The organism is Bacillus massilinigeriensis (assembly GCF_900111815.1).
GTDB classification, from domain to species: domain Bacteria; phylum Bacillota; class Bacilli; order Bacillales; family Cytobacillaceae; genus Mesobacillus_C; species Mesobacillus_C mediterraneensis.
This window is the reverse complement of record NZ_LT630004.1, coordinates 986,618-1,001,325: the sequence shown is the minus strand read 5'-3', so window position 1 is coordinate 1,001,325 and position 14,708 is coordinate 986,618. Positions and strand designations below refer to the sequence as shown.

The window sequence follows — 14,708 nt, the reverse complement described above, 5'->3', positions numbered from 1 at the left end:
AGGTTTACGTAATTGGATAAAGAATTATTTCGGCACTATCAAAATATCATGAATTATTTCGGGAAAATATTGGGACCTAACTATGAATTTGTTTTACATGTTTTAAATCCTGATGGAGGTTCTCAGATTGGTCACATCGTCAATGGAGAGTTAAGCGGAAGGTCTTTAAACGGGCCGTTAACTGCCTATGCAAGAAAGTTAATCAACGAAAAGGTCTATTCACAGAAAGATCATGTTGTAAATTATGTCGGAGAAGGGCCGAGAGGGAAAAAATTCCGTTCATCAACGTTATTTATCAAGGATAGCCAGGGGAAATTGCAGGGCCTTTTATGCATAAACTTTGATGCAGACGCGTATTGGAAAGTCGCAAATGATGTATTAAAGCTGGTCAATATAAACATGGATATAAAACAAATTGAGAAGGACAACAACCAAGAACATCCTGTCGAAAAACTAACCGGAAATGTCCGGGATATCATTGATACAGTCATTGATAAAGATATATTGGAATCAGGTGCGCAACTATCGCCCGAACAAAAGAAATTGGCGATTGCCAAATTGAAGGAATACGGAGTATTTGATATTAAAGGTACAATAAATGAGGTTGCAGATATAATGGGTATGTCCGAATCAAGTGTTTATCGTTATCTTAAAATGATTTCGCGCAATGTTAAATCTGATGTATCATAGGCTGTGCATAGATAAAATTAAATTTTTATTACATTATTGAAATGAATGCGCTCTCACGCAGTCAGCTATGGGATTTACCCTGCACAGCAACAGATGAAGTTACATTGTTTTCGAGCATAAAACGTAAAGAAGGCAGCTCCCTTAATAGTGAGCTGCCTTCTTTTATTGTCGATAGTGTGATGAAGGGAACTCAAGAAAAATGACACAAAATATACGTCAAAATTATCATCATAATTTATATAAGACCCAAGCTGCTCAGGCCTTTCCAAATTCCATCATCACTCACATCCGCAGTAATATGGTCAGCATGTGATTTCACTTCGTCAAGAGCGTTGCCCATCGCTACACCAGTGCCTACAGCTTGGAGCATTTCTATATCATTCAAGCCATCGCCAAAAGCATAGACATCCTCTAGGCGAAAACCAAGTCTATCGACCATTTTTTTGATCCCCTCAGCTTTTGACCCACCTGCAGGGAGAATATCTGAGGAATATTTATGCCAACGAATGAAGTGGAATCGAGGATATTCAGGAATATATACATTTTCCTCTCCTTCACGGCAAAAAATAAGGCTCTGATAAATTTCCCTGCCTTTATAGAATTGAGCATCTTGTTCTGGATGAGGAAATTTCAAACTGCCCATGCTTGTTTCGATATAATCGTGGCTTATAGTAGCCTTCATGGTCTGTTCATTCATGTATACTAAAGGATGGCCATTTCGCTTTGCGTCCATAGCAATTCTTTCAATTTCCGCCTCATCAAGCGGATTTTTGTATATTGCCTCTTGTTCAAACACTACATATTGGCCGTTAAAGCTGACAAACGAATCGATTTCTAACTCATCGCGAATCGATTGAAACATGAACGGTGCCCTGCCGGTAGCAATCGCAACGAAAACCCCTCTTTTTTTCAATTCAGTTATGGCTTCCTTAGCAGTGACAGGTAATTTCTTATCATGATCTAACAACGTGCCATCAATATCAAAAAATACAATCTTACTCATAATATCTCCCTTACATTCTTGATGTAAGAAAGACTAAACGCTTAAGCAAATGATGTCAAATGTTTGACATATCACAAAATTCCATCTTTACCCATGAAAAATTGCAGGGTTTTGTCATATAATATATATAAAGAGATCAAAAAACCATGTTTCTTAATTAAACTTTCCTTGTTTGCTTTACTTTGGACAAGGATGGTTTAAAATAAGAGGTAAGGAGATGATCCACTATGTTAAAGAAGCTAAGACGGAAGCTTTTAAAACAGTGGAGAGATATGCTTCGAAAGAAAACCATTGCATAAAATAAGCCGAGCCCTTCAAACTTGCGGAGGGCTCCTTCCTTATTGTACAGTGGATATTATTGCTTCATTCGCATTTCTAAAAAAGAATGAAAAAAATGTTAATTTTTTATATAATAGATAAAGCTATGTTAACAAGGAGAGAACTAAGATGATTTTTAAAGTATTTTTTCAGGAGTCCATTAAAGAAGTACCAGTTAGAGAGAAAACCCAGACATTGTATCTCAATGCTGAATCAGAACGGCATGTTAGGACAAAACTGGCGGAACGTGGCTATAATATTGAGTACATTGAGGCAATAACGGGTAAACATCTAGAGTATGAACAAGAAAGACCAGAATTTGACGTATTGGAGATTGAATAATTTATGAAATTTGTTAAAAATGACCAGACTGCTGTTTTCGCCCTTGGAGGTCTTGGCGAAATCGGTAAAAATACTTACGGCGTTCAATTTCAAGATGAAATTATCCTAATCGATGCTGGTATCAAATTCCCTGAGGATGAACTTCTTGGTATTGACTATGTCATCCCCGACTATTCTTATTTGGTAAAAAATGAAGATAAGATCAAAGGACTCTTCATCACTCATGGACACGAGGACCATATCGGCGGCATTCCTTATTTGCTTAAACAAGTGAATATTCCAATTTACGGAGGAAAGTTGGCATTAGGTCTGATCCGTAATAAATTGGAGGAACATGGTCTCCTTCGCCAAGCAAAATTGATTGATTTCCAAGAAGAGGATGTCATTAAATTCAGGAAAACGTCCGTAAGCTTTTTTAGGACAACTCACAGTATCCCTGATTCATACGGAATTGTCGTGAAAACGCCTCCGGGTCAAATCGTCCATACCGGCGATTTCAAATTCGACTTTACACCGGTAGGAGAACCAGCTAACCTAACCAAAATGGCTGAAATCGGTAAGGAAGGTGTTCTTTGCCTATTATCTGACAGTACCAATAGTGAAGTTCCTAACTTTACTATGTCAGAAAGACGTGTCGGCGAGAGCATTGATGATATTTTCCGCAAAGTGGATGGACGGGTGATTTTCGCAACGTTTGCATCTAATATTCACCGTCTTCAGCAAGTTACGGAAGCTGCGGTGGCCAACGGCAGAAAGATTGCCGTTTTTGGACGAAGCATGGAGGCTGCAATCAATATTGGACAAGATCTCGGTTACATCCGTGCACCTAAGGATACATTCATTGACGCGCAGCAAATTAATAGGCTCCCAGCTAACAAAGTAACCATCCTTTGCACAGGAAGCCAAGGCGAACCAATGGCAGCTCTCTCTAGGATTGCGAATGGAACCCATCGCCAAATTCAGATCATTCCTGGAGACACGGTTGTATTCTCTTCTTCTCCAATCCCCGGTAACACTATCAGTGTCAACCGCACGATCAATATGCTATCGCGTGCAGGAGCAGAAGTCGTACATGGCAAACTAAGTGATATCCATACTTCAGGTCATGGCGGTCAAGAAGAACAGAAGCTAATGCTAAGGCTTATTAAGCCTAAATTCTTCATGCCGATCCATGGAGAATACAGAATGCAGAAAATGCATGCAAAACTTGCTGTTGATTGTGGTGTAAGCGAAGAAAACTGCTTCATCATGGATAATGGAGAGGTGCTCGCGCTTAGCAGCAGTGAAGCGCAGGTTGCCGGTAAAATCCCTTCTGGCTCCGTCTATATTGACGGCAGCGGAATTGGTGATATCGGAAATATCGTCCTTCGCGACCGCCGTATTCTCTCAGAGGAAGGCCTTGTTGTCGTAGTTGTATCGATCAACATGAAGGATTTCAAAATTGCGGCAGGACCTGATATTATTTCTCGCGGTTTTGTCTATATGCGTGAATCAGGTGATTTGATTAACGATGCTCAAAGCCTAATCACAAAACATTTAAACAAAGTAATGGAACGCAGAACCTCCCAATGGTCAGAAATCAAAAATGAGATTACCGATACGCTGGCGCCATTCCTATATGAAAAGACGAAAAGGCGTCCGATGATTCTGCCAATCATCATGGAAGTATAAATATAGATAGCGAAACCCCGCGCAATAGTCTGCACGGGGTTTTATTTATCCTATAGTACCTTCTTTTCAAACCGGTTAATATCTGAGTCTGCACCAATCGCTATAAGAATGTCATCTGTCACAATTAACTCATCAGCCTGTGGAGAGACAATAATTTCGTTTCCCCGCTTGATTGCAACAATATTGATTCCATACTTTGCCCTTATATCTAAATCAATAATCGTCTTGCCCCCAAGCTTTTCGTTAACTGCTATTTCCACAATGCTATGCTCATCGGATAATTCGAGATAATCCAAAACGCTTTTCGAAACGATATTATGGGCAATTCTCCTCCCCATATCCCTTTCAGGGTGAACTACTTTGTCCGCTCCAATTTTTCGAAGCACCTTTTCATGATAATCGTTCTGTGCTTTTGCGGTAATTTTATTGACTCCAAGTTCTTTTAAAATCAAGGTTGTGAGAATGCTTGCTTGGATGTCATCTCCAATCGCAACAATCACATGGTCAAAGTTTCTAATTCCAAGGCTTTTCAGGACAACTTCATCGGTTGTGTCCGCTACTACTGCATGTGAAGCAACCGATGAAAATTTGTTCACTCGTTCCTCGTCTCGGTCAATTGCTAAAACTTGCAGACCTTGCTGCGACAGTTCTTCACATATACTTCCACCGAAACGGCCAAGACCAATAACGGCATATTCCTTTTTCATCATAAGTTACCCCCAACCATAAACTGCAATTATTTTCATTTTAGCATGAATATCGGGAGAAGAACTACTTTTTCCCTTTTATATAGTCTGCATCGAACAGAAACAGCCTTAGCAGCAGACCCAGTGAAGGAATGAGAAGAAGCAGGCCTGCTATGAATGCAGTAACAAGGGCATATCCCATTGCTTCGTTCGTATGGGAAGAGAAAATAGTTACATATGGTTCAAGAATATAAGGCAAATGGGAAGCTCCGTATCCAAAAAACGCAAAGAAGAATTGAAAGAGTACCATGATAAATGATAGACCATATCTTTTCCCTTTTATAAGAAGAATGAAAGCAATACAAAAGAACAATAAGGATAAACCAAACAAATACCATAAATCCAACGCTTTCTCAAAATGACCCGGATTATGCTTGCCGAGGGAAGCAAAAACAAGCAAACTCGCTAAAATGGTCGGACCAATCCAAAAGAGGGCAAATTTTCGGACCAAACCAAGGGCCTTCCTATCTTGCGCCCTTGAGGCATAGTAGGTTAAAAAGGAAGAACTGATAAAAAGAACAGACACAATAGCAAGCACAACAACTGACCATGAATAAGGGCTAGTGAAAAGTTTAGAAGCAAGGAACACAACCTTATCCCCTTCTTTCACTAAAAAACCGCCTTCCGATATGGTTAATGCTGTACTGAGTGATGCCGGTATTAGTAGTCCTGTCGCACCATAAAGGAACAAGTAGAGAGTGCTTTCCCGCGAACCATAATTGCTAAAAGCATAAAATGAGCCTCTAATTGCAAGCAGAATAAGCGAAATGCTGCCGGGAATTAGCAATGCGGTCCCATAATAATAAGCAGCATCAGGGAAAAATCCTATCAGTCCGACAAAAAAGAAAACAAAAAATACATTGGTTACTTCCCAGACCGGTGAAAGGTAGCGGCTAATCAGATGATTGATGACATGTTCATGCCCGGTAATCCGCCCATAAAACGCAAAGAATCCTGCACCAAAATCAATGGAGGCAACGATTAAATAACCAAACAAAAATATCCATAGTATTGAAATACCTAAAATCTCCATATCTATTCTTTTCCTCCTTTCTTTATTTTATTTACTTACCATACCTTTCTCCCAACTCAACATGTGGAGGCTTATTTTTGAACATTTTACCCAAAACCGCCACAGTAATGGTGCCAAGCAAAAGATAGAGTCCGAGAAAAAGCATAAAGGTCATTCGAACTCCGGCTGCTGTAGTCGCTCCCTCAGACACCTTCATATATCCTCTGAGGATCCACGGCTGCCTTCCCACTTCTGCCAATATCCAGCCTAGCTCTACAGCGAGCATAGATAGTGGCCCACCGGAGATAATCATCATTAATAACAGCTTGCTATTGCGAATACTACTTCTTCGTTTCCCTATTATGGTATAGGTCCCTGATATCATTAAAGCAAAAACCCCAATCCCCACCATAGAGTCAAATAAATAATGGATCCAAAGTGGCGGCCTTACTTCTTCGGGAAATTCATTTAACCCAGTGACCTCGTGCCCAAAAGAATTTCCCGCTAGAAAGCTTAGCATTCCTGGTATTTTAATAGCATTTGTAATTTCATTGTTTTCATCAATTTTTCCAAATAACAGCAAGTCTGCTCCTGGCTCCGTTTCAAAGTGCCACTCCAAGGCAGCAAGTTTTTCCGGCTGATATTTTGAAAGAAACTTTGCCGACACATCGCCTGCAATTGCTGTACCTAGCGCAAATACAAATCCTGCGGTCAATGTCAGCTTTAACGCTTTCCTCTGGTAATCCCCTCCTCTGCCTCGAAGGATGGCAAATGCTGCAATTCCTGCTAGAATAAAAGCTGCTGATAAATAGGAGGAGGTTAACACGTGAAAGGTTTTAGAAGGAGTAGCAGGATTCAGCATTGCAATGATAGGTTCGATTTCCACCAACGCTCCTTCTTTAAGCTTAAACCCTTGTGGTGTATTCATGAATGCGTTCACTGTTGTAATGAAAAAGGCTGATGCTGAAGAACCTATAACAACAGGAAGGGATAACAACCAGTGGTAAATCGGCTTTTTGAACCTGTCCCAGGTATATAAGTAAATACCAAGAAAAATAGCCTCAAAAAAGAAGGCAAATGTCTCCATAAATAGCGGCAAGCTTATCACCTGTCCAGCAATTCTCATAAAGCTTGGCCATAAAAGGGAAAGCTGAAGGCCAATGCAAGTTCCTGTCACAACCCCAACGGCAACAGTAATCGTAAAACCTCTCGCCCACCTTCTTGCCATCAAGATATAATGTGAATCACCCTTTTTAATCCCTATCCATTCTGCCAAACATATCATTACAGGAATACCGACTCCAATTGTCGCAAAAATAATATGAAATCCCAATGTCATTGCGGTTAACATCCGACTCCAATCTACGTTACTCCATTCCATTGACAGGCTCCTTTCATCACTATGTATCATTGTTATGACAGACATCATCACTTCATTCTTCTATTTTTGTGAAATTTTTCACAAAAATGGCTCAGCCGGCATTTTTTACCCTTTTCTTTACTAATACAAACTAAAAAACCGACAATTTATGCCGGCTTTTTAAAGATTCTATTCACTCTTTTCCAATTCATCCAACACACGATTTACACGCTTTTCAAGCATTTTCATCCCGCTGCCGCCAGCCTGGAAGTGGCGCAGCTTGCCTTCCTTATCAAATACATAATAAGCGGGCACGTATTGATTTTCAAAAGCATTCGTCAGCTTATGTTCGTTGTCAACAAAAATCGGCTGTTCTATGCCATGTTCTTCCGCTACTTTCTTAATTTCTTCCATGTTCAAATCGTCTTCAGATCTTGGCATATGAACTGCGATAACGTTCAGTTTCCCATTATACTTATCACGGAATTCGTTCACCTGCGGCATTGCCTCCTTGCATAGGTGGCAACTAATAGACCAAAAATGAATTAATGTCGGCTTTTCACCAATCAGATCTTCTCTTTTTACTTCACCATTGAGCCATTCTGTTGCTCCGGTAAGTTCCGGCATTTGTTCACGCAATTTCATGAAATTTTACCTCCTTATCTATTAAGAAATAAAGACCTAACGATGGTTAGGTCTTTATTAGCACAATTGTTCTTAAAGTGTAGCTTGTCCAGGTTTCCAGTTCGCAGGGCAAAGTCCGCCTGTTTGGAGCGCCTGAAGCACACGCAATGTTTCGTCAACATCGCGGCCAATGTTGTTATGATTTACAACGGAATACATCATTTCGCCTTCAGGGTTGATGATGAAGAGACCACGAAGTGCTATGCCTTCTTCTTCGATAAGCACGCCGTACTCACGTGATACAACATGGTTAGTGTCAGCAGCAAGTGGGTATTTAAGATCGCCAAGGCCATTTTCCTTACGATCTGTTTTGATCCATGCTAGGTGTGTATGGATTGTGTCAGTAGAAACACCGATTACTTCAGCATCAAGGTCTTGGAACTCATCGTAGCGGTCAGACATCGCTGTAATTTCCGTAGGACAAACGAATGTAAAGTCCATTGGATAGAAGAACAATACTGTCCATTTGTCGTTCTTCATGTTTTCTTCAAGACTAACTTTTCCGAATTCCTTGTTAGGCATTACTGCGTCCATTGCAAAACGCGGTGCTTGTTTTCCTACCATTCTTTCTGGCATGTGAAAATCCCTCCATTGCTTATATTGTAAGGCAAAATATTCTGCCTTATCGAACTCTCTTCTGTATTATATCGCCGTCACTATATATAGTCAATATTAAATGATAATTAATTTAAATAAAAAATAATTATTATTATAGAAAAATAAAGCCATATATATATTATCCTGTAGACGACCAATATAAACAGGTTATTTTACTCAGCTGGCAAATTTTCCATTTCTCATCTAGAGTCTATCATGCTCTACTCCGATTTCAAAGCAAAAAGGCTGCCCCGGGTTGTTTGATTCAAAATGAACCTGCTGTATTTAGCAGCTTTTATGGCGGATAAATGCTTTTAGAAGTCTGACGCCTGTATCAATGGCACTTTCATCAGGATTCAACTTTGCATGGTGCAGACCGTATTCCGAACCCACACCAAGCCAAAGCATAAAACCAGGAATCTCTTTTAACATATAGCCAAAATCCTCTCCTGTCATGGCCGCATTGCACTCAATCAGCTTCATATTATGAAGCGACTTGGCAAAGTTTATAAATTCCCTTGTTAATGTATGGTCATTATAAACCTGGTGATACATTGCTCCATAATCGATTTCAGCCTTGCATTCGTATGCTGCTTCCACACCTTTAACAATAGCCTCAAGTCGTTTTTTTACCATCGCCATCGAATCAGCAGAAAATGTCCTGATCGTTCCTTCAATCCTTGATGATTCAGCAATGATGTTCTGCACAGTGCCTGCTGTAAGCTTCCCCACCGTAATGACCGCACTGTCCAGCGGATCAACACTGCGCGAAATAATTGTTTGGAGTTGGGTGACTAGCATGCAAGCGGCGATAATCATATCATTCGCCTGATGAGGACGGGCTGCATGGCCTCCTTTGCCTTTCAAGTTTATAAAGAGCTCAGAAGTGTTAGCAAACAGCATCCCTTCCTTTGTTGCAACAGTACCCGCAGGATATTCCGGAGCAATATGAAGGGCCATTATCATGTCTGGTTTCCATTCCTTCATAATTTGTGAATTCATCATGGGAAGTGCCCCGCCAGGCCCTTCTTCAGCAGGCTGAAAAATAAATAGAAGATTATCATTCACAGGTTCTTGAATAAAATGTTCAATCAACCCGAGGGCGATAGTCATATGAAAATCATGGCCGCACGCATGCATCCTCCCTTCATGAACAGAACGGAAGACGAGGCCTGTCTCCTCTTCAATGGGCAAACCATCCATATCGGCTCTATAGCCAATCGTCTTTGATGGAGACAAGCCATTAATCTTTACAAAAACACCTGTTTTCCAAAGCTTTATTTCCAGTCTTTCCTGATTCAAGCCTTTTAAGAATGTTAGAAGATAATTTTGCGTTTTAATTTCTTGAAACCCTAATTCGGGTATTTGGTGCAATTCTCTTCTAACCTTAATGAGATGCTGTATCTCCATTTCTAATCCTCCTGAATGTATATAGAAAGAAAGCGCGGATTTTCGCAATCCACGCTCCATAAGTTTGCGTCCGATTACAGTTGGCGCAATTCTTGTTTGATTTCTATTTTAGACTTAGTTTTTTCATCGATTACCTTAATAACTCTTGCTGGAATGCCAGCTACTACCGTATTGGGAGGTACATCTTCTACCACAACGGCTCCAGCTGCCACAACAGCGCCTTTTCCGACTTGTACTCCTTCGAGAATCACAGCATTTGCACCAATCAAAACATCATCTTCTACAACAACTGGCCTAGCGGACGGCGGTTCAATCACGCCTGCTAGCACAGCTCCTGCGCCGACATGGCAGTTCTTACCCACAGTCGCCCTGCCGCCAAGAGTTGCGTTCATGTCAATCATTGTTCCTTCGCCAATAACAGACCCGATGTTGATGACAGCCCCCATCATAATGACAGCATTGTCGCCAATTTGTACTTGTTCACGAATAAGTGCACCCGGTTCGATGCGGGCTTTAATATTTTTCATGTCAAGAAGAGGGATGGCTGAGTTTCTGCGGTCGTTTTCTACTACATAATCTAGCACCGCTTCTTTGTTTGCTTCAAGCACGGCATTAATTTGTTCCCATTCCCCGAACACTACTCCGCTATTGCCTGTAATGAAAGCCTTGGAGTTTGAGCCAAAGTCGATTCCCTCGAGATTTCCTTTTACATAGACTTTCACAGGTGTAGATTTTTTACTGTTTTGGATAAAAGAAATAATTTCATTAGCATTCATCATTTTCATGCCATTCCCTCCAAGTTATGTATTTTGCTAAAAATACTTTAACAGACAGAAGCGTTGAAAACAAGGAATACCATTCAATTTTTCCCTGTTTCAAGAAGATGCTCCTTCACTGTTTCAATAAATGCCTGAACTTGCTTAAGCTGAAACGAAGTCTCATACCCTAGCAGCCATGTATCCCTTTTAATCGGTTCATTATGTTCATCAAGCAAGGGTACTTTAAAAATATTTTCTTCCCGTCCATTCAGAGTGATTTCAGGCAATATCGCGTACCCAATACCATTGAAGGTCATTTGTTTGCAAGTTTCTATTTGGTCTACTATAATTGTCCGCTTTGGAGCTGCATGAAAGGTTCTTAGCCACCATTCCTGAATCTCCTGATAATAATTGGAGTCACTTTTAAATTGAATGAATGGCCGATCTGTTTCTAGCATTTGCTCTGGATGGGTGATTTCCGTATCAACAAGAAACAGTCTATCCTTGAATAAGTGAAGTTTGACTCCCTTCCAATCAGGCGTCCCTCTAATGATTCCAACATGGACTTCATCATCATACAACGCTCTGGCAATCTCGCTGCTCCACCCTGTAATAAGCGAAATTTTAGCATTGGGATACTTGCCAACATATTTTTTCAAAACTTGAGGCAACCAGTTTTGACCTACAATGGATGCAACAGCAATTTTTAATGTGCCGTGGACTTCATTGTTTAAAGCAGAAATTGATTCCTTCACTTTTTCTTCCTTTGCAATCATTTCGTTTGCAAACCTAATAACAAGCTCTCCTGCAGGAGTCATGGATAATCCCTTTTGAGATCGAATAAACAGCTTTTCCCCCCATGACTTTTCAATGGTCTGAAGCCTTTGGGAAAGAGCGGGCTGTGAAACGAACAATCTTTCAGCAGCTTTTCTCATATTCATTTCCTGACCAAGCACAGACAGTAGGTGAAGTTCTGAAAGGGAAGACATTACATTCCCCCCCCATTTATCGTTTTCTGTTCCCGCTTGGGAAGCGCTAGGATCAAGACAAAACTAGCGAGGGAGAAGATAAGGACAACGAGATATACTGATTGCAAACCACTTGTAAGTCCTTCTTGAAGCAGTGATTTAACGCCTGTCTCCATTCCTTGACGTTTATGTTCATTAAGAAGAAGGTTAACAGAGTCAACCGAAAGATTTTCACCTTTTCCAGCAGCATTTTCTTCAAAATGAGCCTTTAGTCTGCTGTTTAGGATCCCTCCGAGCAAGGCAGCACCAATAGTATTTCCTAGATTTCTCATAAACATATTTGCAGCGGTAGCAATACCTCTCTGTTCCCATGATACAGTACTCTGAATGGAAACAATAAAAGCAGTACTTGTCAGCCCCATTCCAACTCCAACAAAAAATGATCCTAATGCGGCCCATAAAGGTCCTGCAGAAGGTGTTAGCGTAGCAAACAAAATACTTCCTGCAATTAAAACTAAGCCGCCTGCAATGCTTGTCCTTCTGTAACCGACTGTAAGAAGCATTCTTCCTGAAATCATTGACGCAATTGGCCACCCGATTGACATGGCAGTAAGCGTAAATCCTGCTACAATAGGAGAACGCTCCATTACTCCCTGCACAAAAGCCGGAAGGAAACTGGATATCCCAATCAACATCATACCAGTCGCCAATGAAGTCATATTCGCAACAAAGATAGATCGTTCGCGCCATATATTAAAAGGCATTATTGGCTCATTAGCATTTTTCTCTTGTAAAACGAATAGCAAAAACGCTAGAAGGCTGACGGATATTAATATTCCCGCCGTGCTAGAAAGCCATGAAAACTGTGCTCCTCCCTCCACCAGTAAAAACATGAATGTACTGATCGAGATCGTCAGCAATACCGCTCCTCCGTAATCGATGTTATGCCGTCTCTTTTCCACATTTTCATGAAGATAAAGCCACAGACCTGCAATTGCAAGAATCCCAAGCGGGATATTCACCCAAAAAACAAACCGCCAACTGACAAATTCCACGAGTAAACCGCCAATGGCTGGTCCCATGATGGCAGAAATGCCCCATACACTAGATAAATAGCCTTGTATTTTTGCCCTCTCTTCCCTGCTATAAATATCTCCAATAATCGTGGTCGCCAACGGCATTACTGCACCAGCGCCAACTCCTTGAATTAATCTAAAGATAATTAACATTCTCATCGATTCGGCGAGCCCGCATAGGATAGAACCGATCAAAAATACAATAATTCCAAAGGTAAGGATAGGTTTCCTCCCAAATAAATCAGATAGCTTCCCGTATATAAGAACCGTGACGGAGTTCATCAACAAGTAAGCAGAAAATACCCAACTATAATGAACGAAACCCCCAAGGTCTCCAACAATGGCTGGCATTGCTGTAGAAACGATTGTTGCCTCGACCGCTCCCATAAACATCGCAAGCATAACTGATGCCAATACGAACGGCTTTACCGTTTCCCTTTTCTTGTTGTCCTTCATAATTCACCTCCGTTAAAAAATTCAGCCCCCAAATAAGGGGGCTGACCTTTGTTACCTAAGATTGTCGAACTGCATTTTCCAGTTCCTGCAAGAGCGATCTTCTTGTCAAAATACCATCAAAATAGCCGTTGCTGTCTTCTACACATAGAAAAGGATGATCAACTAGCAGGCTGATGGCCGTCTGCATCGATGAATCACTCTTAATTCTAGGAATGTTCCTGTTCATTGCTTCTTCTACACGTTTCTTTTCCAACATTTCAAATTCAATTCGTTCAAGCCCCAAGATGCTGTCCATTATGATGGGGGTGCTAATAAGTCCATGCAGACGGTAGTGAGGATCCAGCACAGGCACCGCCGTATAACCGCTTTTGGTCAGGACAAGAAGGGCGTGTTCAAGGCTGTTTCCAATTTGTACATGGGCAACACGTTCGGAAGGAATCATATATTCCTGTATGCTTAATTTCATAAATTCTCCGCTATATAGGCTAAACATCTTTTGAAAACTCCCTAAAGTGAATTTCAATCCACCTTATTTTAACATAGTTTTAACTAAAATGTCTTAAAAGCAAGCCTCGTTTGGAATTGGAAAATAAACAAAGGAGCCATAGCGGCTCCTTTATCTTATTACTGAATAAGATCAAATATTTCGATTGTAATCATATCGATATTGTCGAACTGATATTTCTTCGGCTTTTCTTTTTCATTGTATACTTCAAGTTCAAATGTCTCCGTTTTAGGATGGAAAGTGACCTGACATTTTCTTTCACCATTCACTTCGAAAAAACGCTGTGCCGGTTCTCCGCTTGCGGCCTGTTCTTGAAGACTCTTAAGCCTTGTTATAATACCTTGAAGCTGTGACATAATTTCTCTCCTTTCAAGCAAAAACAATCAAGTTATCTGTTAGACTTCTCCGTTGACATGATTTTATCCGCAGTAATTGCAAACTGAATATTCTTGCTTGTTTTCTTTACATGCCAATATAAACAGAATAAAATAATGACATGCCATGTACAAGTAAAAGCTGCCCAAAGCAGGAACTTTTTTAAGAAAAAGTGAAAATTTCCATGAAACTTTGCCTAGAGGGGGATATTTTTGAAACCTTTTATTGTATATACACAGGATGAATGCCCACCATGTACGATTGTTAAATTATTTTTAAACGACCAAGGCGTAAAATATGTAGAGAAAAATATTTCTTCTAATCATGCGTTCAAGGATGAGCTCACAGAAAAGTATGGCATCATGTCAACACCAACGATTATTGCTGGAAAAGAGAGGATTGTCGGTTTTAATCTCGCGAGGCTAAAGGAAGTCATCGATAGCCATGAATGAGTTGCAGCATCAAAAAAAACCGCCAGCGCTATTGCACTAACGGTAAATGACCTGGCTGTACATAATAAACAAAACTGCAAGGAAGAAAAAAAGGAAAAAAGCTAAAAAAATTGGGTTTCTCATGTATGGCTTTTCCTGCACTTTTTCAGGGATGCTATCATCCAGGTTTCTTTTTGCTTTTCTCTGTATTGCAACAACCTTCGTTGTATAAAATACTCCGCCAAGAAGCAACCCGATGGATATGAGTGTTAGGATGGACATATATGGTGCCATTGCTTTCCCTCC

The 14,708-nt window shown here is 40.5% G+C and carries 17 protein-coding genes; 4 read left to right on the top strand and 13 right to left on the bottom strand.

Annotated features, from left to right (window positions below; genetic code table 11):
* Positions 1-12 precede the first annotated feature (12 nt).
* On the top strand, positions 13-690 hold the full coding sequence (locus BQ5796_RS05365) for a helix-turn-helix transcriptional regulator (RefSeq protein WP_071459288.1): 678 nt from the start codon (positions 13-15) through the stop codon (positions 688-690).
* Between the two features lie 235 nt (positions 691-925).
* Here BQ5796_RS05365 and BQ5796_RS05360 read toward each other — a convergent pair whose 3' ends face one another.
* Complete coding sequence (locus tag BQ5796_RS05360; protein ID WP_200792901.1) at positions 926-1,696, bottom strand: Cof-type HAD-IIB family hydrolase; 771 nt, start codon at positions 1,694-1,696, stop codon at positions 926-928.
* A 444-nt stretch (positions 1,697-2,140) separates the two neighbouring features.
* On the opposite strand from BQ5796_RS05360, the gene BQ5796_RS05355 reads away from it, so the two are divergent.
* Both BQ5796_RS05355 and rnjA read left to right on the top strand, forming a co-directional pair.
* Positions 2,141-2,353: a DNA-dependent RNA polymerase subunit epsilon gene (locus tag BQ5796_RS05355; RefSeq protein WP_071459286.1), complete on the top strand. Its 213-nt coding sequence runs from the start codon at positions 2,141-2,143 to the stop codon at positions 2,351-2,353.
* 3 nt (positions 2,354-2,356) lie between these two features.
* A complete protein-coding gene (gene rnjA, locus BQ5796_RS05350; protein ID WP_071459285.1) occupies positions 2,357-4,024 on the top strand; it encodes a ribonuclease J1 in 1,668 nt (555 codons plus the stop codon).
* Between the two features lie 50 nt (positions 4,025-4,074).
* Here the strand turns inward: rnjA and BQ5796_RS05345 are convergent, their stop codons facing one another.
* From BQ5796_RS05345 to BQ5796_RS05295, 11 genes are all read right to left on the bottom strand, one after another.
* Positions 4,075-4,731 carry a potassium channel family protein gene (locus BQ5796_RS05345; RefSeq protein ID WP_071461162.1) on the bottom strand — a complete coding sequence of 219 codons (657 nt, stop codon included), beginning with the start codon at positions 4,729-4,731 and terminating at the stop codon, positions 4,075-4,077.
* 64 nt (positions 4,732-4,795) lie between these two features.
* Positions 4,796-5,809, bottom strand: a complete 1,014-nt coding sequence (locus BQ5796_RS05340; protein ID WP_071459284.1) for a cytochrome d ubiquinol oxidase subunit II — start codon at positions 5,807-5,809, stop codon at positions 4,796-4,798.
* 25 nt (positions 5,810-5,834) lie between these two features.
* Positions 5,835-7,163, bottom strand: a complete 1,329-nt coding sequence (locus tag BQ5796_RS05335; protein ID WP_071459283.1) for a cytochrome ubiquinol oxidase subunit I — start codon at positions 7,161-7,163, stop codon at positions 5,835-5,837.
* Between the two features lie 168 nt (positions 7,164-7,331).
* Positions 7,332-7,787 (bottom strand): TlpA family protein disulfide reductase, encoded by a 456-nt coding sequence (locus BQ5796_RS05330; RefSeq protein WP_071459282.1) that lies wholly within the window; start codon positions 7,785-7,787, stop codon positions 7,332-7,334.
* A gap of 72 nt (positions 7,788-7,859) precedes the next feature.
* Positions 7,860-8,402, bottom strand: coding sequence for a peroxiredoxin (locus BQ5796_RS05325; RefSeq protein ID WP_071459281.1), 543 nt, complete (start codon positions 8,400-8,402; stop codon positions 7,860-7,862).
* 306 nt (positions 8,403-8,708) lie between these two features.
* Positions 8,709-9,833 carry an N-acetyldiaminopimelate deacetylase gene (locus BQ5796_RS05320; RefSeq protein WP_071459280.1) on the bottom strand — a complete coding sequence of 375 codons (1,125 nt, stop codon included), beginning with the start codon at positions 9,831-9,833 and terminating at the stop codon, positions 8,709-8,711.
* A gap of 74 nt (positions 9,834-9,907) precedes the next feature.
* Positions 9,908-10,618 carry a 2,3,4,5-tetrahydropyridine-2,6-dicarboxylate N-acetyltransferase gene (gene dapD / locus BQ5796_RS05315; protein WP_071459279.1) on the bottom strand — a complete coding sequence of 237 codons (711 nt, stop codon included), beginning with the start codon at positions 10,616-10,618 and terminating at the stop codon, positions 9,908-9,910.
* Positions 10,619-10,692: 74 nt separating this feature from the next.
* Positions 10,693-11,580, bottom strand: coding sequence for a transcriptional regulator CcpC (gene ccpC / locus BQ5796_RS05310; protein ID WP_071459278.1), 888 nt, complete (start codon positions 11,578-11,580; stop codon positions 10,693-10,695).
* Positions 11,580-13,091 (bottom strand): MDR family MFS transporter, encoded by a 1,512-nt coding sequence (locus tag BQ5796_RS05305; RefSeq protein WP_071459277.1) that lies wholly within the window; start codon positions 13,089-13,091, stop codon positions 11,580-11,582. Before BQ5796_RS05305 ends, ccpC begins: the two co-directional genes overlap by 1 nt.
* 55 nt (positions 13,092-13,146) lie before the next feature.
* Positions 13,147-13,584: a cyclic-di-AMP-binding protein CbpB gene (gene cbpB / locus BQ5796_RS05300; RefSeq protein WP_071459276.1), complete on the bottom strand. Its 438-nt coding sequence runs from the start codon at positions 13,582-13,584 to the stop codon at positions 13,147-13,149.
* A gap of 131 nt (positions 13,585-13,715) precedes the next feature.
* Positions 13,716-13,952 carry a YkuJ family protein gene (locus BQ5796_RS05295; RefSeq protein ID WP_071459275.1) on the bottom strand — a complete coding sequence of 79 codons (237 nt, stop codon included), beginning with the start codon at positions 13,950-13,952 and terminating at the stop codon, positions 13,716-13,718.
* A gap of 231 nt (positions 13,953-14,183) precedes the next feature.
* On the opposite strand from BQ5796_RS05295, the gene BQ5796_RS05290 reads away from it, so the two are divergent.
* Complete coding sequence (locus tag BQ5796_RS05290) at positions 14,184-14,423, top strand: glutaredoxin family protein (protein ID WP_071459274.1); 240 nt, start codon at positions 14,184-14,186, stop codon at positions 14,421-14,423.
* A gap of 36 nt (positions 14,424-14,459) precedes the next feature.
* Here the strand turns inward: BQ5796_RS05290 and BQ5796_RS05285 are convergent, their stop codons facing one another.
* Positions 14,460-14,696, bottom strand: coding sequence for a hypothetical protein (locus BQ5796_RS05285; RefSeq protein WP_071459273.1), 237 nt, complete (start codon positions 14,694-14,696; stop codon positions 14,460-14,462).
* Between the last annotated feature and the right edge of the window lie 12 nt (positions 14,697-14,708).

Coding starts and splice junctions, on each gene's coding strand:
- BQ5796_RS05355 (WP_071459286.1), top strand. CDS start 2,141: ATGATTTTTAAAGTATTTTTTCAGGAGTCCATTAAAGAAGTACCAGTT.
- rnjA (WP_071459285.1), top strand. CDS start 2,357: ATGAAATTTGTTAAAAATGACCAGACTGCTGTTTTCGCCCTTGGAGGT.
- BQ5796_RS05345 (WP_071461162.1), bottom strand. CDS start 4,731: ATGAAAAAGGAATATGCCGTTATTGGTCTTGGCCGTTTCGGTGGAAGT.
- BQ5796_RS05335 (WP_071459283.1), bottom strand. CDS start 7,163: ATGGAATGGAGTAACGTAGATTGGAGTCGGATGTTAACCGCAATGACA.
- BQ5796_RS05330 (WP_071459282.1), bottom strand. CDS start 7,787: ATGAAATTGCGTGAACAAATGCCGGAACTTACCGGAGCAACAGAATGG.
- BQ5796_RS05325 (WP_071459281.1), bottom strand. CDS start 8,402: ATGCCAGAAAGAATGGTAGGAAAACAAGCACCGCGTTTTGCAATGGAC.
- BQ5796_RS05320 (WP_071459280.1), bottom strand. CDS start 9,833: ATGGAGATACAGCATCTCATTAAGGTTAGAAGAGAATTGCACCAAATA.
- dapD (WP_071459279.1), bottom strand. CDS start 10,618: ATGAAAATGATGAATGCTAATGAAATTATTTCTTTTATCCAAAACAGT.
- ccpC (WP_071459278.1), bottom strand. CDS start 11,580: ATGTCTTCCCTTTCAGAACTTCACCTACTGTCTGTGCTTGGTCAGGAA.
- BQ5796_RS05305 (WP_071459277.1), bottom strand. CDS start 13,091: ATGAAGGACAACAAGAAAAGGGAAACGGTAAAGCCGTTCGTATTGGCA.
- cbpB (WP_071459276.1), bottom strand. CDS start 13,584: ATGTTTAGCCTATATAGCGGAGAATTTATGAAATTAAGCATACAGGAA.
- BQ5796_RS05295 (WP_071459275.1), bottom strand. CDS start 13,952: ATGTCACAGCTTCAAGGTATTATAACAAGGCTTAAGAGTCTTCAAGAA.
- BQ5796_RS05285 (WP_071459273.1), bottom strand. CDS start 14,696: ATGGCACCATATATGTCCATCCTAACACTCATATCCATCGGGTTGCTT.